Source organism: Sphingomonas sp. GM_Shp_2 (assembly GCF_026540875.1).
Classification (GTDB): domain Bacteria; phylum Pseudomonadota; class Alphaproteobacteria; order Sphingomonadales; family Sphingomonadaceae; genus Sphingomonas; species Sphingomonas carotinifaciens.
In genome coordinates, this window is record NZ_JALNUQ010000024.1 from 32734 (window position 1) to 50956 (window position 18223).

The window sequence follows — 18223 nt, forward strand, 5'->3', positions numbered from 1 at the left end:
ATGTTCGACTTTCCGATCCTTTCCGTCATGCTGGCGGTGCCCGCGATTGCCGCGGTCGCCTGCCTGTTCCTGGGTGCGGAGGCCGCGCGGCGCACCGCGCTGGTCGCCACGCTGATCGACTTCGTCCTCGGCATCATCCTCTGGTCCAACTTCCAGGTGGGCGGCCCGCAGTGGCAGTTCGTGGAAAATGCGCCGGGTCTCTTCGGTCCGTTCGGCTGGTCGCTGGGCATCGACGGGTTCGCGCTCATGCTGATCATGCTGAGCGTGTTCCTGATGCCGATCTGTATCGGGGCGAGCTGGCGGTCGGTGACGAACCGGGTGCCGGAGTATATGTCGGCGTTCCTGTTCACGGAGGTGCTGATGATCGGCACCTTCGCGGCGCAGGACCTGTTTCTTTTCTACGTCTTCTTCGAAGCCGGCCTGATCCCGATGTACCTGATCATCGGCATCTGGGGCGGGGCGAACCGCATCTACGCGTCGTACAAGTTCTTCCTGTACACGCTGCTCGGCTCGCTGCTGATGTTCATCGCGATGCTCTACATGGCGGGCACCGCAGGCACCTCGTCGATCCCGGCGCTGCAGAACTATGACTTCCCCGCTTCGGTGCAGACATGGTTGTGGCTGGCCTTCTTCGCTTCGTTCGCGGTGAAGATGCCGATGTGGCCGGTGCACACCTGGCTGCCCGACGCGCACGTGCAGGCTCCGACCGCAGGCTCGGTGATCCTTGCGGGCGTGCTGCTGAAGCTGGGCGGCTACGGCTTCCTGCGCTTCTCGCTGCCGATGTTCCCGGAAGCGTCGGGGCAGCTCACTTGGTTGATCTTCGCGCTGTCGTCGATCGCGGTGATCTACACGAGCCTCGTCGCGCTGGTGCAGGGCGACATGAAGAAGCTGATCGCCTATTCGTCGGTCGCGCACATGGCGATCGTGACCATCGGCCTCTACGCCTTCAATGCGCAGGGCATCGAGGGCGCGATGATCATGATGCTGAGCCACGGCCTGGTGTCGGGCGCGCTGTTCCTGTGCGTCGGCGTGATCTACGACCGCCTGCATACCCGCGAGATCGCGCGGTATGGCGGCCTGTCGATCAACATGCCGCGTTATGCGATCTTCTTCCTGTTCTTCACCATGGCCTCCATCGGCCTGCCGGGCACCAGCGGCTTCGTCGCCGAGTTCCTGTCGCTGATGGGCACCTATCAGGTGTCGACCTGGACAGCGCTGCTGTGCACCACGGGCATCATCCTGGGTGCGGCATATATGCTCTACCTGTACCGGCGGGTCGCCTATGGCGAGATCAAGTCGGACGAGGTGCGTGGCATGTCGGACCTGTCGAGCCGCGAATTGTGGCTGCTCGCGCCGATCGCGGCGGTGGTGCTGTGGATGGGCGTGTATCCGGAAAGCTTCCTGGCGCCGATGCGGCAGGATGTCTCGACGCTGCTCGCCCGTATCGAACGCGCGTCGCCGCACAGCGACTCGCAGCCGACCGCCGGCAGGCCCGCTGCTGCAACTGAACACAATGCCCATGCGCCCACGCATGGGGAGGCGCACTGATGGATACTTCGATGAACCTGGCGATGGTGCTGCCGGAGCTGGTGCTCTCGCTCGGCGCCATTGCCCTGATGCTGGTGTCCGCCTGGGGCGGTAACGGCTCCACGCGGGCGGTATCGATCGCGGCGATCTTCGTCCTGGCAGGCGCGCTGGTCGCGCTGACCGGGCCGGCGTCGAGCGGCGGCGCGGCGTTCGGTGGCCTGTTCCTCGCGGATGCGTTCTCCAGCTTCGCCAAGGTGCTGATCTACATCGCGACCGCCGTGGCGATCATCATGGCGCCGGGCTTCTTCCAGCGAACCTCCGGGGAAGACCTGCGGCCCGAATATCCGGTGCTGATGCTGTTGTCGGCAGCGGGCATGGGCATGATGGTGTCGGCCGGTGACATGCTGACGCTGTACGTCGGTCTGGAGCTTCAGAGCCTGTCCGCCTATGTGCTGGCCAGCTTCATGCGTCGGGACACGCGCTCGGCCGAAGCGGGGTTGAAGTATTTCGTGCTGGGCGCACTCGCCTCGGGCATCCTGCTTTACGGGATCAGCCTGGTGTACGGCTTTACCGGCACGACCATGTTCGACGGCATCGCCAACGCTTATGCAGCGGATCACCTGCTCGCAGGTGAAGCGCGCTCGCTGGGGCTGATGTTCGGCCTGGTGTTCGTGTTCGCCGGCCTGGCGTTCAAGATTGCCGCCGTCCCGTTCCACATGTGGTCGCCCGACGTGTATGAGGGCGCGCCGACGCCGGTCACGGCCTTCTTCGCCTCCGCACCCAAGGTCGCCGCCGTGGCGCTCAGCGTGCGGGTCGCGGTGGAGGCGATGGGTCCGGCGACGGACCAGTGGCGTCAGATCGTGATCTTCGCAGCGCTTGCATCGATCGTGCTGGGTGCGGTCGCCGCCATCGGCCAGACGAACATCAAGCGGCTGCTCGCTTATTCGTCGATCAACAATGTCGGCTTCGCGCTGATCGGTTTGGCGGCCGGGACCGCCGAGGGTGTCGCCTCGGTTCTGACCTACATGACCATCTACGTGGTCATGACGCTGGGCAGCTTCCTGGTGGTATTGCAGATGCGCGGCGCCGATGGACAGTCGGTGGAAAGCATCGCCAGCCTGTCGGGCATGTCGCGCACGCGGCCCGGCCTTGCCGCGGCACTGGCGATCTTCATGTTCTCGCTGGCTGGTATTCCGCCGCTGTTCGGCTTCTATGCCAAGTTCGCGGTGTTCCAGGCGGCGGTTCATGCCGGGCTGTTCCCGCTGGCGGTGATCGGTATCGCCGCCTCGGTAATCGGTGCCTATTATTATCTGCGTGTCGTCAAGACGATGTACTTCGACGAGCCTGCGCCCGCATTCGCCCCGGTCGCCAATCCGGTGGAGGGCGGCCTGATCGCGCTGACGGCGATCTTCGTGTCGCCGCTGGGATATTTCCTGATCCCGGCGCTGGGCGTCTGGACGATGGCGGCGGCGCAGGCGCTGTTCTGATCGGGATGCCACGCTGACCCGTATCGTTCACGTCGCGGAAACGGGCTCCACCAATGCCGACCTCCTCGCGCTGGCCAAGGCCGGGGTCGAGGAGGAAAGCTGGTTTCGGGCCGACCGGCAGACCGCGGGGCGGGGGCGGCAGGGGCGGGCCTGGATATCCCCGCCGGGTAATTTCTATGCCAGCACCCTCGTCCGGCTGCGTCCGGGCGATCCCGGCGCGTCGGGGCTGGCCTTTGCCGCGGCCGTCGCGCTGGAACAGGTGGTACGCGACCTGTTGAACGCGCGCGACGCAGGGACGCTGTGCCTGAAATGGCCCAACGACCTGCTGCTGTCGGGCGCGAAGCTGTCGGGCATCTTGCTGGAGCGCGCAGAGGATGCACTGGTCATCGGCATCGGCGTCAATCTGGCGCATCACCCCGATCTGCCGGATCGAGCGACGACGAGCCTGGCGATGCACGGCGTGTCGGTGACGCCGGAAGCCTTTCTCAATCGCCTGGCCGAAGCGGTCGGGCAATGGATAAGCATCTGGCGAAACAAAGGTTTGGAGCCGGTGATCGATCGATGGCTCGCCGGCGCGCATCCGGTTGGGACGCCGATTACGGCGCGAGTGCCGGACGGGGCGGTGGTCGAGGGGCGGTTCGACGGGCTGGCGCGTGATGGTGCGTTGCGGCTGCGCTTGGCGGACGGGGCCGTCCGTGTCATGCACGCCGCCGACATCTTCCTGATCTGAGGAAAACCATGCTGCTCGCGATCGATGCCGGCAACACCAATGTGGTCTTCGCGCTGCTCGACGGGCGGACGATCAAAGGCCGCTGGCGCATCGCGACCGATCCGCGGCGCACCGCCGACGAATATGCGGTTTGGTTGAGCCAGTTGCTGGCGCTGGAGGGCTATGCGCGCGAGGACGTGAAGGGCGTGATCATCGCCACCGTCGTGCCCCGTGCGCTCCACAATCTGCAGGTGCTGGCGAGCAAATATTTCCGGTCGGACGCGATGATCGCCGGGCGTGCGCCGCTGGAATGGGGTATTGCGATCGACGTGGACGAGCCGGCCTCGCTGGGGGCGGACCGGGCGGTCAACACGATCGCGGCGCATGCCCTTTATCCCGGCGACCTGATCACGATCGATTTCGGCACGGCGACGACCTTCGACGTCAGCGATTATTCCGGCGCGTATAAGGGCGGCATCATCGCGCCGGGCATCAACCTGTCGCTGGATGCGCTGGTGACCGCGGCGGCCAAGCTGCCGCGCATCGCGATCGAGGCGCCGGAGACGGAAACGGTAGTCGGGCGCAACACGGTCGACCAGATGCATATCGGCATCTACTGGGGCTATATCGCGATGATCGAAGGGCTCGTCGCCCGCCTGAAGGCGGAGGTCGGGCGGCCGGTAAAGGTGATCGCGACGGGCGGACTGGCGACCTTGTTCGAGCGGCACACGGCCGTGTTCGACCATATCGAGCCGGATCTGACGATCCAGGGGCTGGCGATCATGTGGGAACGCGCCCATATTCATTGAAACGAATTCCCGCGCGGGCGTGCTGCCCGTGCCCAGCAACGCAACGTATGACGGCACCGATGGCGGTGCCATTCCCCAAGACCCGGATACAACCGGGCCCTTCTGACAGGAAATGAATGACTCCCAAGACCAACGAACTTCTGTTCTGCGCACTCGGCGGCTCCGGCGAGATCGGCATGAACGTCAATCTGTACGGCACCGAGGGCAAGTGGGTGATGGTCGATTGCGGCATCACCTTCGCCGATCCGGCCTATCCCGGTATCGACGTGGTGTTGCCCGACCTGGCCTTTATCGAGGACCGGCTGGACGACCTGGTCGGCATCGTGCTGACCCACGGGCATGAGGACCATATCGGTGCGCTGCCCTATCTGGCCGAAGATCTGGGCGTGCCGCTCTACGCCACGCCGTTCACCGCAGGCCTGATCCGCGGCAAGCTGGACGAGGAAGGCATTGCCGACCGCGTAAAGCTGCGCGTGATCGAACAGCGTGAAAGCTTCCAGGTGGGGCCGTTCGGCTTCACCTTCGTGCCGCTGTCGCACTCGATTCCGGAATCGAGCGCGCTGCTGATCGAGACCAAGGCCGGCCGCGTGTTCCATACCGGCGACTGGAAGCTGGATGCCACGCCGATCATCGGCAATCCGGCATCCGCCGACGAGTTGAGCGCGATCGGCGACAAGGGCGTCGACGTGCTGGTATGCGACTCGACCAACATCTTCAACACCGAGGCGTCGGGTTCCGAGGCCAGCGTCCGCAAGGGTCTGGCAGAGACGGTGGCCAAGGCGCGCGGGCGTGTGGTGGTGACGACGTTCGCGTCGAACGCGGCGCGGCTCGTGACGCTGGGCGAGGTGGCCAAGGAGACGGGGCGCAAGCTGTGCGTCACCGGTCGCTCGCTCGACCGCATCCTGAAGGTCGGCCGCGCCTGCGGCTACTTCAAGGGGTTCCCGGAGACGGTCGATCCCGAGACGGCGATGAAGCTGCCGCGGGACCGGGTGCTGATCGTCGCGACCGGCGGGCAGGGCGAGGCGCGTGCCGCGCTGGCCCGGATCGCGGAGGGCAGCCACACGGTTCGGCTGGACGCGGGCGATACCGTCGTCTTCTCGTCCAAGCAGATCCCGGGCAACGAGGTGGCGATCGGCCGCATCCAGAACACACTGGCCGGCAAGGGCGTATGGATGGTGACCGAGCGCCAGGCGCATGTCCATGTCTCCGGCCATCCGGGCCAGCCCGAGCTGGCGCAGATGTATAGCTGGATCAAACCGAATGCGCTGGTGCCGGTGCATGGCGAGATGCGGCACATGATGGAGCATGCCCGCTTCGGCCTGTCGAAGGGCGTGCCGCAGGCGATCGTGCAATCCGATGGTGACATCGTGCGCCTGCTGCCCGGCGACCCCAAGAAGGTCGGCCGCGCCAGCATCGGCCGGCTGGTGCTGGACGGGGACGTGATCCTGCCGTCCGATGGCTCGACGATCAACGAGCGGCGCAAGCTGGCGCTGAACGGACAGATCTCGGTCGCGGTGGCGACGGCCAAGGGGCGTGCGTTCGGCCGGCCGCAGGTGCGGGTGCAGGGCGTGCCGGTGGAGGATGAGCGCGACGCGTTCATCGCCGAGGCCGTCGAAGCCGCAGCCAAGGCGGTGGAGAATGGCCGGCGTCCGATGGAGAAGATGCGTGAGGACGTACGGCTGGCCGTGCGCCGTGTCGCGACGCGCTGGACCGGCAAGAAGCCGATCGTCGACGTGCTGGTAATCGAGGCGTAAGGACCATGCACTGGACGTCGGCACTTGCGATCTACGTCCTGTTCTGGTTCCTGGCGGTGTTTCTGGTCCTGCCCTTCGGGGTCAGGACCACACACGAGGCCGGGGGCGAGCATGTCCCCGGCACCGCCGAAAGCGCGCCGCACACATTCCGGCCGGGGCGGGCCGCGGTCTGGGTGACGATCGTCGCCACCGCCATGTTCGTCGCCTTCTACGCCAACTATGTGTTCGGCTGGATCACGGCCGATATGCTGGACTGGGTGGGCGTTCCGAAGGTGTAGCCTGTGCCTCGCGCTGTTCGGTCAGGATCTGCCATCCGGTGATGAACAGCGCGCCCGCCAGCGGCCCGACGACGATGCCGCTGAGGCCGATCAGGTCGATGCCACCCAGCGTGGTGACGAGCACCAGCCAGTCGGGAATGCCGGTATCGCGGCCGACGAGGATGGGGCGCAGGATGTTGTCGGCAAGGCCGATCACGAGGACGCCCGAGAGAATGACCACGGCCGCCTGCCAGATCGCGCTGGTCGCCAGCAGATAGATGGCGATCGGGACCCAGATGATCGCCGGCCCGATCGCGGGCAGCAGCGCGGCAATCGCCATCAGCAGGCCCCAGAGGAGCGCGGCGGGAATGCCGACGATCCAGAAGGTGATCGCACCAAGCGCACCCTGCACCAGGGCGACGACGCCCGAGCCCTTGATGGTGGCGCGGACCACCGCGACGAACTTGTCTGCGATGCGCTCCGCCACGGCGGGGCGGAGGGGTAGCGCGCGGACGACGGCAGGGCCGAGGCGATCGCCGTCGCGCAGCAGGAAATAGGTGACGTAGAGGCCGACGCCGAAGGCGAGCAGGAAGGCGGCGGCGTTGCGTCCGATCGACAGGGCCTGGGACGCGATCACGCTGACGCTGTTGCTGATGACCGCGGAGATGCGCGCCTGCGCACGCTCGAAGCTGTTGAAACCGGAATTGTCGAGCAGATGCTGGAGCCGCAGCGGCAGGGCATCGTGCACCTGCTGAAAATAGGCGGCGAAGTTGATCCGGCCGCTGCGCATCTGGGTATAGACGCCCGCCGCCTGGTCGATCACGAGGCTGGTGATCACGATCGCGGGGATGACGACCGCGACGGTGATGATGAGCAGCGTCACCGCCGCCGCCATGTTGCGGCGGTCGGGCCAGCGCGCGAGCAGGCGCTGGAAGAGCGGCTGGAACAGCAGGGCAGCGAGCGCCGCCCAGAGCAGCGCGCCGGCGAAGCTGGATACCACCAGCGCCAGTGCCAGGGTGATCCCGGCGATGAACAGGATCAATCCGCCATTTTCCACCCGGCCACGATCGACGGACATATGCTTCAAACCCCCCTGATGGTGACAAAGGCGGTGCCGGAGGTGTCCCTGTGGGGATCAGACCGTAGCCGGCGCCTTGCACCCGGCAATGCTGACCTGGGCCAAACCCGTCAGCATATGTTTTGCTCCGCCGCGTGCGATCAGCGCAGACGCTCGATCGCCTGGGCAAGCGCGACATAGAGCTTGCCCATGTCCGACGACAGGAGCGTGACGCCGAGCGGGGAGCCGTCGCGCTGTGCCAGCACGCCGCGCAGCATCGCTTCGAAATCGTGGATGTAGCGGTTGATCTGCTCGCGGACCTTGGCGTCGTCGTCATAAAGCCGGGCGATGTCGCGCGCCTGCACCGCATCGAGAATGCGGACCGCCCGGCGGGTGAAGACGCCGCGGTCGCCCTTCAGATAGGCGCCCCAAGCACTGTCGGTGACGTCGGGCGCGTAGATCTTGGTCAGGTCGATCGCGGCGGAGTTGAGCGATTCGATCAGGAGCGAGGCGCGGCGCGCGAAGGTGTCGCGGTCGGCCGCCTCGCGTTCGTTTCGCGCTTCTTCGACATGGGTTTCCACCACCGCGGCCTGCTCGGCGATCGACTGGACCTGCGCGGCGACGCGTTCGGTGGCGCGGGTGGCGGCGGCGACCGCCTGGTCGGTGGCGTCGGCGATGGCCTGGATCTGGCGCTGCACGGTATCGGCCGTCGCCCGGCGCATCGCCTCGCTGCTCGCCTGTTCCAGCAGCCCTGCCGCCTGCGGCACGATGCCGGCGAGCGTATCGCGGGCCTCGTCCGCGGCGGTGACGGCGGTTTCGCGAACGCGGAGCAAGGCGTCGACCAGCCGGGGTGCGGCCTCTTCGGCGAAGCGGTGCGTGCGCTCGATCGTCTCGTCGACGACGTGGCCGAGTGCGTCGGCTTTGGCGCGGCCGGCGGAGAGGGTGTCGAGAAGGGTGGCGGAGAGGGTGTCGAGTGTGCGGCGCTGTTCGGCGATCACGCCCGCGATCGCCTCGATCGCGTCATGCGTGCTTTCGGCGGCGGTGACGAGGGCGAGAAGCTCCGGCTTGGCGGCGCTGACCACCTGCTTGCTGGCGGTCAGGCGGGTATCGAGCCGCGCCAGCGCCTCGGGCAGGGTTTCGTCGATCTCCCGCGCGGCGGCATCGAGCGCGACCAGCAACTGTTCGGCCGAGACGATCGTGCGGGTCGCCATGGCATCGCCCGCCTCCAGCGCGACGGTCATCGCATCGGCCGAGCCGGTGAGCGCGCTGATCGAGGCGGCAAGCATCTGGTTGCGCTCGATCCCCTGAGCCTGCAGCGCGGCCATGCGGGTTTCGACCTGATCGATGCCGGCGTGCAGCTGGTCCACCATCGCATCGCCCGCGACCCGGTGCGCGTCGAGCCGTGCGGTGACGCGCTCGATCACGGTGTCGATCGAGCCGATGCGGTCGGCGAGCGCGTCGGCGCTGTCACGCGCGCTGATCTCCAGCGCGGATTGGTGGGTGGAGACCATCGCCAGCATCGCCTCGCCCTGCGCGGCGATCGACTTGCGCGATTCGTCCACCGCATGCGCCGTCCGGTCGAGCAGCAGGTCGACGGTGGCGGACATCTCGGCCGCCACCGACTCCAGCCGCGCGCCGGCATTGTCGCCCGATGCCTCCATGCGCTGGATATGCGCGGCGAGGCGCTGGGCGGCGCCGGTGGCGATCATGTCGGCATCCTCGCCGCGGCGGCCGAGGGCGACGAGTTGCGCGTCGAGGGCGGCGGCGTGGTCGCCGGCAGAGTGCGCGGCGCGGTCGAGGAGGGTGGCGACGGCTTCGATGTCGGTGGTGGCGCGGGGGAGGGAGGCGAGAAGGACGCCGAGGCTGGCCTGGGTGGCGGCCGCGGCGTCGGACAGGCTGCGGGCGTGCGCGTCGGCTGCGGCGATCTCGTCGGCGAACCCGCTGCTGACCGCGCCCAGCCGCTGTTGCGCGGCGTGGCCCATTTCCATGAGCGCGGACACCTGCTTGGCCAGTTCGACGCGGTTGGCGTCGAGCGAACGGGTGACGGCGGCGACGCTGTGTTGGAGCGCGGCGGCCTCCTGCCGCATGCCGTGCGCGGTGAGGCCGAAGCGGACCGCCTCGGCGCGGCTGTTGCGCTGGGTAAGGAGCCAGACGAGGGCGATAAGAATGGGAACGCTGGCCAGCGCGGCGACGAACTGTACGCCCTCGATCGCGGTCAGCCGGGTCAGTTGCGATCCGGCGAGTGCGAGGACGAGGACGATCCAGGCGAGCGTGGCGGCGACGGCCAGGATCAGCGGCAGGCGCGACGGCGTATCGGGCAGCGGATCGGCGGCCTGATGCTCGGCAAAGGCGAAGTGGTTTTCGGATGCCGGTTCGGGGGCGAGGTCGTCTTCCATGGGCTCCATGGCCGATCGCGGTTGATCCGCGCGCAAATCTACGATCATTTCTGGCCCCCGTTCACGGGCCCGGTTTATCATGTTTGTCGGCATCAGGAAGGGGATAGCGCACGCTTCGCCGCACCGGCTCGGCGCGGCGCTCGCCCGGACCGGCTATGGTGCGGGTGCGACGGCGTTGGAAACGGGGCTGGCCGTGAGCCCGCGACCCGCCTAACAGCCGATCATGCTTGCCGGGCTTCTTTTCGCCATAGACGACGCCGAGGACCGCCCCGGGCGGTTGACCGCGACCCTGCCGTTCGCGGGGGTGACGCTGATCGAATATCAGGCGCGCCTGCTGATGGCGGCGGGCGCCGCGCAGATCATCGTGGTGGTGGCGCGACTTACCCCCGAACTGCTGGGTGCGATCGCGCGGATCGGGCAGCGCGGGGTGGTGGTGGACGCGGTGCGCTCCGCCGCCGAAACGGTGGAGAAGCTGCACCCGCTGTCGCGTCTGGTGATGCTGGCGGACGGGCTTGTGGCAAACGAGGCGACGGTGGCGGCGCTGGCGCAGGAAGGCGGCGACGCCCTGCTGGTGGTGCCGGAGGTGGATGCGCAGGCCGGGCTGGAGCGGGTCGGCGGCCAGATGGCCTGGGCCGGCGTCGCCCGGCTGGACCCCAAGCGGGTGGCCGAGGTGGCGGCACTGCCGCGTGATTACGACCTGCAATCGACATTGCTGCGCATGGCGGCGCAGGCGCGGGCGACGCATGTGCTGGTGCCCGGCGAGGCGATCCGGGCCGGGCACGGCGTGGTGCGCGACGGGCGGATGCTGGACGAGCGCAGCCGCGCGGTGTTGGCGGCGCTGGTATCCGGGCGGCGTAGCGGGTTTGATCGCTGGCTGCTGGCGCCGATCGCGCGGATTGCGCTGCCGCGGCTGGTGGCACGCGGCGTGGGCAGCGCGGTGGTCGGCGGTGCGGGCGGGGCGCTGGGGGTGGCCGGATGCGCGGCGATCCTGATGGGAGCGCCGGTCGCCGGACTGTTGCTGACGCTGATCGGATGCCTGGGACTGGGGCTGGGCCGGACGCTGAGCGATTTGCGGGACGAGGCGGGGCAGCCCCGGCTGATGGACGGGGCGATGGCGGCGATCCCGGCGGCGGCGGTGCTGGCGCTGGGATGGATGCTGCGCGAGGCGCGCGCCGACGATGTGCCGCTGCTGCTCGCGGTCGCGCTGGTGGTCAGCGGCGGGCTGGCGGCGCGGGCGGTGGTGGAGCGGGTGCGGCGGCGCTGGTGGGCGGTGCCCGCGGCGTATCTGCCGGTGCTGTTGTTGCCGGCGCTGCTGGGCCTGCCGGTGTTCGGGCTGGTGCTGGCATGTGGCTATGCGGTGGCCAGCCTGGCGTCCGCAATTGAGACACTTCGCACGCAAGCTTAGTGTCGCTTTAATGTTCGACACGGTAGCACATCGCCGATGTCGGTCGGCAAAGCCCCTTTTCCGGATGCCTGGCCGGACGCCTGGGACGCGTCCGCGCTGAGCGCGCGGGCGTCGCGGGCGCGGGTGCTTGCCGATGCCCGGCTGTCGGGCGCGACGACCGACCTGTTCCTGGACGATGCCGCGCGGCTGGACGATCGCACGCGCTGGATGCTGGGTCGCAGCCTGCGGGCCAATGTGGGTGCGATCGCGCAGGACCTGCGCCGTCATGCCGCACGGGTGCTGGCCGGGCGCGGTGCCACGGCGCTGGCCGAGACGCTGCTGGAAGCGCGCGACGATGTCGCCGAACGGTTGACGCAAGCGGGATTGTTGCGCGACCCGGCGTTGATGGATGAAATGATAGCGCGGGTGCGTGCGGACATGCTGGCCGATTCGCTGCCGACCGCGGTGGCGGGGCCGGATGCGCCCAGCCTGCTGGTCCGACTGGCGGATGCGCCGGACGGGGTGATCGCGGCAGCCGCGCGGGCGCTGCTGGCGGCGGAGAGCCGTCGGCGCACCGCGCTGGACGAGGCGACCGGGCGCAGCGACCTGCCCGCCGAACTGCACCACCGGCTGGTGTGGTGGGTGGCGGCGGCGGTGCGGCCGGGCGATGCCCCGGATATCGACCGGGCGATCGCCGAGGCGGCGGCGCGCAGCCTGGCGGCGCATGACGAGGGGGAGCGGCCGGAGGCGGCGGCGTTGCGGCTGGCGGTGGCGATCGACGCGCGGCCGGACGAGCTGCCCGACCTGTTGATCGAGGCGCTGGGCGACCGACGGCTGGCGCTGTTCATGGCGCTGCTGGCGCATGCGCTGAACATCGAGATCGAGGAAGCGCGCGCGATGGTATTGGAGCCGGAGGGCGACCGGCTGTGGCTGGCGGCGCGGGCGCTGGACCTGGACCGGCCGACGATCGCGCAGATCGCGCTGTCCCTGTCGGAGGCGGATGCACGGCGCGATATCGAGGCACTGGCCGATCAACTGGATGCGATCGTGGCGATCCCGCCCGAGGCGGCACGCCACGCGCTGGGGCCGATCGGATTGCCGCGCGACTTTCGGGCAGCGATCGGCGCGATCGAGCGGGCGGCGGCATGATGGCACCGGGCGGCGACGGCGGGGCGCAGGCGGTGGCGCATGCGGTGATCGATGCCGAGGGCATCCTGATCTCGGCCGAGCCGGCGATCGATGCGCTGAACCGGCGGGCCGGCGGTGCGCTGGGCGAGCCGCTGGCAGTGCCGCAACTGGCGACGGTGGTGCGGCTGGCGCGGCGGCTGGGCATCGTGGTCTCGCGCAGCGTGACGGTGGCGGACGAGGATGCCGACATCACCTTGTGGCTGCGCGCCCAGCCCGAGGGCGGGCGGGTGCGACTGGCGGCGAGCGGCTGGCACGAGCAGCGGCCCTGGCGACCGGCGGACGATGGCGAGATGCAGGCCGCGCGTGCGGAAGCCGACTGGCGGTGGGAAACCGATGCCGGTCTGCGCCTGACCTTTTTGTCGCTGGATGCGGGGCCGCGATACGGTTTCGACGCGCTGGCGCTGCTCGGGCAACCGCTGACGGCGTTGTTCACGCTGGAGGCCGATGGGCAGGGCGACCTGCCGATCCTGGGTGCGCTGGCGCGGCGGCGGCCGCTGGATGGGCAACGTGCGCGGCTGAAGACATCGGGGCGGGGCGTGCGGCTGTCGGCGGCGATCCACCGTGACGGGCAGGGCATGTTCGCCGGCTTTGTCGGCACCGCGCGGATGGACGAGGAGGGCGAACCCGCCGGCAGCGCACCGGTGGATGGCACGGCGCTGACCGCGACCTTTACCGCAGGGCTGGACCGGGCGCTGCGCACCCCGCTCGCGCGGATCGTGGCGAGTGCCGACAGCATCCAGGCGCAGACGGACGGGCCGATGCTGCACGACTATACCGACTATGCCGCCGATATCGCGACGGCGGGCCGGCACCTGCTGGGGCTGGTCGATCATCTGGTCGAGTTGCAGTTGATCGAGCAGCCGGATTTCGCGCTTCGCCCCGAGCCGATCGACCTGGCGGATGTGGCGCGGCGCGCGGCGGGATTGCTGGCGGTGCGCGCCGATTCGGCGGGCGTGCGGATCGCGCGACCGGGGTTCGAGGCGAGCGGCCCGGCCTGGGGCGATTTCGGGCGGGTGTTGCAGATCCTGTTGAACCTGATCGGCAATGCACTGCGCTACTCCCCGCATGGCGAGGCGGTGACCGTGTCGGTCGGGCAGGGCGAGGGGTGCGTCTGCGTGCGCGTCGCGGACCGGGGCAAGGGGATCGCGGCGGCCGACCAGATGCGCATCTTCGAAAAATTCGAGCGGGTCGATCCGAGCGAGCCGGGGGGCAACGGACTGGGCCTGTATATCGCACGGCGCCTGGCCCGCGCGATGGGGGGCGACCTGACCGTGGAGAGCGCCGCCGGCGAGGGCGCGACCTTTACGCTGAGCCTGCCCGAACGGTGAGCGCGGGGGCGGCACGGGCGATCGGCCTTGCCGGCGTTGCCATCGCCTATTGGTTCATGGTCGGTGCGCTGTCGGGCGTGCGTGAACCCTGGGATGCGGCGCGTTACTGGTGGCTCTGGTATCCATTGTCGCTGGTGATCGCCGGTGTCGGCGGGCGCTTGCTGCGACGACGCGCATGGCTGGCCGGGGTGATCGTCACCTTTGCGCAAGCGCCGGTGATGGCGATCGGGGGTGCGGCCGGGCCGTTATGGGCGGTGGGTCTGCTGATGCTCGGCGTGTTGGCCCTGCCTGCCGTTATCGTTGCTTTGTTGGCGGGGCGGCTTTTGCGCTGACATCGAAGGTGCCACCGTTCGGACTGAGCGAAGTCGCAGTCCATGGGGCGGCGCGTGTGCTTCGACTTCGCTCAGCACGAGCGGAGGTGGGGGAGGATGCGGTGCGCTTGATCTATCGGGCGGTCAGCGGCGGAGGCGGCGGGCGACCAGGATCAGCAGCAGGCCGATGACCGCGACGGCGGCGCCGCGGTCGGCCCAGGCGCGGTCGTCCAGCATCGTGCTGGACGCCGGCCAGGATATGTAGCCGAGACCCTGGCCGATCCAGAGCGCCCCGATCAGCGCCACCAGGACGCCGAGCGCGATCAGGATCGGACGGAGCCTCGGCATCGGCTCAGCGCTGGCCGACGGGGACGTAGCTGCGCTGCGTCGGGCCGGTGTAGAGCTGGCGCGGACGGCCGATCTTCTGGTCCGGATCGGTGATCATCTCGTTCCACTGCGCGACCCAGCCGACGGTGCGGGCGAGCGCGAAGAGCACAGTGAACATCTCGGTCGGGAAGCCGATCGCCGACAGGATCACGCCCGAATAGAAGTCGACGTTCGGGAACAGCTTCTTTTCGACGAAGTAATCGTCCGACAGCGCGATCTCTTCAAGGCGCAACGCGGTCTCGAACAGCGGGTCGTTGACCTTGAGCGCGTCGAACACCTCGCGCACCGTCTTCTGCATGACGGTCGCGCGCGGATCGTAGTTCTTGTAGACGCGGTGGCCGAAGCCCATCAGGCGGAACGGATCGTTCTTGTCCTTGGCGCGGGCGATGAATTCCGGAATGCGATCGGGGGTGCCGATCTCGCGCAGCATGTTGAGCGCCGCCTCGTTGGCGCCGCCATGCGCCGGGCCCCACAGGCAGGCGATGCCGGCCGCGATGCACGCAAACGGGTTGGCGCCCGACGAACCCGCCAGACGTACGGTCGAGGTCGACGCGTTCTGTTCGTGATCGGCGTGGAGGATGAAGATGCGGTCCATCGCACGCTCGACCGCCGGGTTCACCTCATAGGGCTCGGCCGGCACGCCAAAGGTCATGCGCAGGAAGTTGCCGGTATAGGACAGCGAGTTGTCCGGATACTGGAAGGGCTGGCCGACGCTGTACTTGTAGGCCATCGCCGCGATCGTCGGCATCTTGGCGATCAGGCGGTGCGACGCGATGGTGCGCTGTACCGGATCGTGGATGTCGGTCGAATCGTGGTAGAAGGCGCTGAGCGCGCCGACGACGCCGCACAGGATCGCCATCGGGTGCGCGTCGCGGCGGAAACCGCGGAAGAAGTTCGCCAGCTGCTCATGCACCATGGTGTGGCGCGTAATCGTGTTGGTGAAGGTCGACAGGTCCGACGAGGACGGCAGCTCGCCGTTCAGCAACAGATAGGCGACCTCCATGAAGCTGGAATGTTCTGCCAGTTCGCCGATCGGATAGCCGCGGTGCAGCAGAACGCCTTCGTCGCCGTCGATATAGGTCAGCTTCGACTGGCACGAGGCGGTCGAGGTAAAGCCGGGATCATAGGTGAAGGCGCCCGACTGGCCATAGAATTTCCGGATGTCGACCACGTCGGGGCCGACCGAGCCCGACAGGACCGGATATTCGAGATCGTTGCCGCCGAGGTTGATTTTCGCGGTGTCGGTCATGCAGTAATGTCCTTCCTCTCTGCGGTCGTCTGGTCGGCGATCCGCCCCAGGCTCTCGGTCCGGCCCAACAGGACCAGCACGTCGTAGATGCCCGGCGACGTCTTGCGACCGGTGAGTGCGGCGCGAAGCGGCTGTGCGACCTGGCCCAGCTTTTGCTGCCGGGTCTCTGCCACCTGCCGTACCGCGCCTTCTAGCGTCTCCGTATCCCAGTTGTGCACCGCGTCAAGCGCGGCGTGCACCGCGGCAAGCGTCTCGCGTCCCTTGTCGTCGAGCAGGGCGGCGGCGGCATCGTCCAGCGTCAGCGGGCGCTGGCGGAACAGGAAAGCGGCGCCGTCCGCCAGTTCGCCGAGGTTGGCGGCGCGGGGTTTGAGCGACGGCATGGCGCGGGTGAGCAGCTCGACATCGGCCGAATCACCGATACGGCCTGCGACGAGACGTGCCAGGGCTGCGTCGTCCGCCTCGCGGATATAGTGGCCGTTCAGATTTTCGAGCTTCTTCAGGTCGAAACGCGACGGCGCCTTGCCGACGGCGGCGAGGTCGAACCACTCGATCGCCTCTTCGCGGGTGATGATCTCGGCATCGCCGTGACCCCATCCGAGGCGCAGGAGATAGTTGTCGAGCGCTTCCGGCAGGATGCCCATCTCGTCGCGATAGGCCTCGATCCCGACCGCGCCGTGGCGCTTGGACAGCTTGGCGCCGTCCGATCCGTGGATCAGCGGGATATGCGCATAGATCGGCTCGGGCCAGCCATTGGCCTTGTAGATCGGCAGCTGGCGGAAGGCGTTGTTCAGATGGTCGTCGCCGCGGATGACATGGGTGACGCCCATGTCGTGATCGTCCACCACCACCGCGAGCATATAGGTCGGCGTACCGTCCGAGCGGAGCAGGATGAGATCGTCCAGCTCGGCATTCTGCACGGTGACGCTGCCCTGTACGCGGTCGGCGATCGTGGTCGCGCCCTCACGCGGGGCACGCAGACGGACGACGAAGGGCTGGTCGGCCGGTGCGGTCGCGGGATCGGCATCGCGCCAGGGCGAGCGGATGCGCAGCGGCTGCTTGGCGGCCTGCGCCGCCTCGCGCTGCGCGGTGATCTCTTCGGCGGTCATGTAGCAGCGATAGGCATGGCCGTTCGCCACCATCTGGTGCGCGACCTCCGCATGGCGGGCGCTGCGGGCGAACTGGAACACGGCATCGCCGTCCCAGTCCAGGCCCAGCCAGCGCATCCCCTCCAGAATCGCGTCGATCGCAGGCTGCGTCGAGCGGGCCCGATCGGTGTCCTCGATCCGCAGGAGGAACTTGCCGCCATTCGCCTTGGCGAACAGCCAGTTGAACAGCGCGGTGCGCGCGCCGCCCAGATGCAGGAACCCCGTCGGCGACGGGGCGAAGCGGGTGACGACGTTTGCGTCGCGGTGGGGCGCAGGTGCTGCGCCGGTATCGGTGGTTGCGCCCAAGCGCGCTTGCTCCCAAGCTGGATGATCCATGGCCAGTTCAGCCGCCGCCGCCCCTAGCATGTCGCTCCCCCGGCGCCAAATACCGGGATCAGGTGCCGTGGAACGGTGGCTGGAGGCGGAGCGCGACCAACTGGCGCTGTGGGTGCCGGTAATGGCGGGGCTGGGCGTCGCGCTGTGGTTCGTGCTGCCGGACCCGCTGGGCTGGGCAGGGGTGATGCTGGGCGGGGGCGGCGTGGCCGCGGTGGCGCTGGCGATGGCCGGGGGCGGTCGCCTCGCGCGGGCGATCGGCATGGCCGGGCTGATGATCGCGCTTGGGCTGGGATGGATATGGTGGCGCGCCGAACGGGTGGCGGCGCCAGTGCTGGTGCGGCCGGTGGTGGCGGCATTCACCGCGCGGGTCGAGCGGGTCGAACCGCTGCCGGCGCGGGAGCTGGTGCGCCTGACGCTCAGGGTCGCACATGGCGGGGGCCTGCCACCGCGGGTGCGGGTGAACGTCGCGGAGCGCGACGCGCCTGCCGATCTTGGCGGGGCGAAGGTCGTGCGGTTGCGGGCGCGGCTGATGCCGCCGCCGGACCCGGCGGTGCCGGGCGCCTATGATGCGGCGCGGGCGGCATGGTTCAACGGCATCGGCGCGATGGGGCGCAGTCTGGGCCCGGTCGTGGTGGAGGAGAGCGACCCGGCGGCCGGGCGGGTGCGGGCGCGACCGTCCGCGCATATCATCAGCCGGTTGCCGGGGAGCGCGGGTGGCATTGCGGCGGCTTTGGCGACGGGGGATGTGGGGGCGATCGCGGAGCCGGATGCGGAGGCGATGCGCAGGGCGGGGCTGGCGCATCTGTTGTCGGTGAGCGGGCTGCACATCACTGCGGCGGTGGGGATCGCGATGGTGGTGACGATCAGGCTGCTGGCATTGTGGCCATGGGCCGCGTTGC

The 18223-nt window shown here is 68.7% G+C and carries 16 protein-coding genes; 11 read left to right on the forward strand and 5 right to left on the reverse strand.

The annotated features are described in order from the left end of the window. The 6 genes from OXR08_RS10230 (at window position 1) to OXR08_RS10255 (ending at window position 6564) form a co-directional block, all read left to right on the forward strand. Window positions 1–1548 (forward strand): NADH-quinone oxidoreductase subunit M, encoded by a 1548-nt coding sequence (locus tag OXR08_RS10230; RefSeq protein ID WP_267349546.1) that lies wholly within the window; start codon window positions 1–3, stop codon window positions 1546–1548. After that, window positions 1548–3014 (forward strand): NADH-quinone oxidoreductase subunit NuoN, encoded by a 1467-nt coding sequence (gene nuoN, locus OXR08_RS10235; protein WP_112382811.1) that lies wholly within the window; start codon window positions 1548–1550, stop codon window positions 3012–3014. The genes OXR08_RS10230 and nuoN overlap by 1 nt, the downstream gene beginning before the upstream one ends. Before the next feature lie 22 nt (window positions 3015–3036). Beyond that, on the forward strand, window positions 3037–3744 hold the full coding sequence (locus OXR08_RS10240) for a biotin--[acetyl-CoA-carboxylase] ligase (RefSeq protein ID WP_267349566.1): 708 nt from the start codon (window positions 3037–3039) through the stop codon (window positions 3742–3744). Between the two features lie 8 nt (window positions 3745–3752). After that, window positions 3753–4532, forward strand: coding sequence for a type III pantothenate kinase (locus OXR08_RS10245; protein ID WP_267349547.1), 780 nt, complete (start codon window positions 3753–3755; stop codon window positions 4530–4532). Between the two features lie 116 nt (window positions 4533–4648). Further along, on the forward strand, window positions 4649–6286 hold the full coding sequence (locus OXR08_RS10250; protein ID WP_112382814.1) for a ribonuclease J: 1638 nt from the start codon (window positions 4649–4651) through the stop codon (window positions 6284–6286). Window positions 6287–6291: 5 nt separating this feature from the next. Continuing rightward, window positions 6292–6564 (forward strand): DUF1467 family protein, encoded by a 273-nt coding sequence (locus tag OXR08_RS10255; RefSeq protein WP_149683269.1) that lies wholly within the window; start codon window positions 6292–6294, stop codon window positions 6562–6564. Here OXR08_RS10255 and OXR08_RS10260 read toward each other — a convergent pair. Both OXR08_RS10260 and OXR08_RS10265 read right to left on the reverse strand, forming a co-directional pair. Then, window positions 6521–7621: an AI-2E family transporter gene (locus OXR08_RS10260; RefSeq protein WP_267349548.1), complete on the reverse strand. Its 1101-nt coding sequence runs from the start codon at window positions 7619–7621 to the stop codon at window positions 6521–6523. The two genes, OXR08_RS10255 and OXR08_RS10260, sit on opposite strands and share 44 nt — an antisense overlap. Window positions 7622–7761: 140 nt before the next feature. After that, a complete protein-coding gene (locus OXR08_RS10265; protein WP_267349549.1) occupies window positions 7762–9996 on the reverse strand; it encodes a hypothetical protein in 2235 nt (744 codons plus the stop codon). 223 nt (window positions 9997–10219) lie between these two features. On the opposite strand from OXR08_RS10265, the gene OXR08_RS10270 reads away from it, so the two are divergent. From OXR08_RS10270 to OXR08_RS10285, 4 genes are read left to right on the forward strand one after another with little or no spacing between them, the layout of a single operon-like run. Further along, window positions 10220–11401 (forward strand): hypothetical protein, encoded by a 1182-nt coding sequence (locus OXR08_RS10270; RefSeq protein ID WP_267349551.1) that lies wholly within the window; start codon window positions 10220–10222, stop codon window positions 11399–11401. A gap of 36 nt (window positions 11402–11437) precedes the next feature. Beyond that, entirely contained in the window at window positions 11438–12529 is a 1092-nt protein-coding gene (locus tag OXR08_RS10275) for a DUF2336 domain-containing protein (RefSeq protein WP_267349553.1), read from the forward strand. Beyond that, window positions 12526–13896 (forward strand): HAMP domain-containing sensor histidine kinase, encoded by a 1371-nt coding sequence (locus tag OXR08_RS10280; RefSeq protein ID WP_267349555.1) that lies wholly within the window; start codon window positions 12526–12528, stop codon window positions 13894–13896. Before OXR08_RS10275 ends, OXR08_RS10280 begins: the two co-directional genes overlap by 4 nt. Beyond that, window positions 13893–14228, forward strand: a complete 336-nt coding sequence (locus OXR08_RS10285) for a hypothetical protein (RefSeq protein ID WP_267349557.1) — start codon at window positions 13893–13895, stop codon at window positions 14226–14228. Before OXR08_RS10280 ends, OXR08_RS10285 begins: the two co-directional genes overlap by 4 nt. Window positions 14229–14351: 123 nt before the next feature. On the opposite strand, the gene OXR08_RS10290 is transcribed toward OXR08_RS10285, so the two are convergent. Genes OXR08_RS10290 through gltX form a run of 3 tightly spaced genes read right to left on the reverse strand, consistent with a single transcriptional unit; the run spans window position 14352 to window position 17294 of the window. Continuing rightward, entirely contained in the window at window positions 14352–14555 is a 204-nt protein-coding gene (locus OXR08_RS10290; protein ID WP_112382822.1) for a hypothetical protein, read from the reverse strand. 4 nt (window positions 14556–14559) lie between these two features. Further along, entirely contained in the window at window positions 14560–15843 is a 1284-nt protein-coding gene (locus tag OXR08_RS10295) for a citrate synthase (protein WP_112382823.1), read from the reverse strand. Further along, on the reverse strand, window positions 15840–17294 hold the full coding sequence (gene gltX / locus OXR08_RS10300; RefSeq protein WP_267349560.1) for a glutamate--tRNA ligase: 1455 nt from the start codon (window positions 17292–17294) through the stop codon (window positions 15840–15842). Before gltX ends, OXR08_RS10295 begins: the two co-directional genes overlap by 4 nt. A gap of 97 nt (window positions 17295–17391) precedes the next feature. On the opposite strand from gltX, the gene OXR08_RS10305 reads away from it, so the two are divergent. Next, on the forward strand, window positions 17392–18223 hold an 832-nt coding region (locus OXR08_RS10305), incomplete at its 3' end, for a ComEC/Rec2 family competence protein (protein ID WP_267349562.1).

Coding starts and splice junctions, on each gene's coding strand:
- OXR08_RS10230 (WP_267349546.1), top strand. CDS start 1: ATGTTCGACTTTCCGATCCTTTCCGTCATGCTGGCGGTGCCCGCGATT.
- nuoN (WP_112382811.1), top strand. CDS start 1,548: ATGGATACTTCGATGAACCTGGCGATGGTGCTGCCGGAGCTGGTGCTC.
- OXR08_RS10245 (WP_267349547.1), top strand. CDS start 3,753: ATGCTGCTCGCGATCGATGCCGGCAACACCAATGTGGTCTTCGCGCTG.
- OXR08_RS10250 (WP_112382814.1), top strand. CDS start 4,649: ATGACTCCCAAGACCAACGAACTTCTGTTCTGCGCACTCGGCGGCTCC.
- OXR08_RS10255 (WP_149683269.1), top strand. CDS start 6,292: ATGCACTGGACGTCGGCACTTGCGATCTACGTCCTGTTCTGGTTCCTG.
- OXR08_RS10260 (WP_267349548.1), bottom strand. CDS start 7,621: ATGTCCGTCGATCGTGGCCGGGTGGAAAATGGCGGATTGATCCTGTTC.
- OXR08_RS10265 (WP_267349549.1), bottom strand. CDS start 9,996: ATGGAAGACGACCTCGCCCCCGAACCGGCATCCGAAAACCACTTCGCC.
- OXR08_RS10270 (WP_267349551.1), top strand. CDS start 10,220: ATGCTTGCCGGGCTTCTTTTCGCCATAGACGACGCCGAGGACCGCCCC.
- OXR08_RS10275 (WP_267349553.1), top strand. CDS start 11,438: ATGTCGGTCGGCAAAGCCCCTTTTCCGGATGCCTGGCCGGACGCCTGG.
- OXR08_RS10280 (WP_267349555.1), top strand. CDS start 12,526: ATGATGGCACCGGGCGGCGACGGCGGGGCGCAGGCGGTGGCGCATGCG.
- OXR08_RS10290 (WP_112382822.1), bottom strand. CDS start 14,555: ATGCCGAGGCTCCGTCCGATCCTGATCGCGCTCGGCGTCCTGGTGGCG.
- OXR08_RS10295 (WP_112382823.1), bottom strand. CDS start 15,843: ATGACCGACACCGCGAAAATCAACCTCGGCGGCAACGATCTCGAATAT.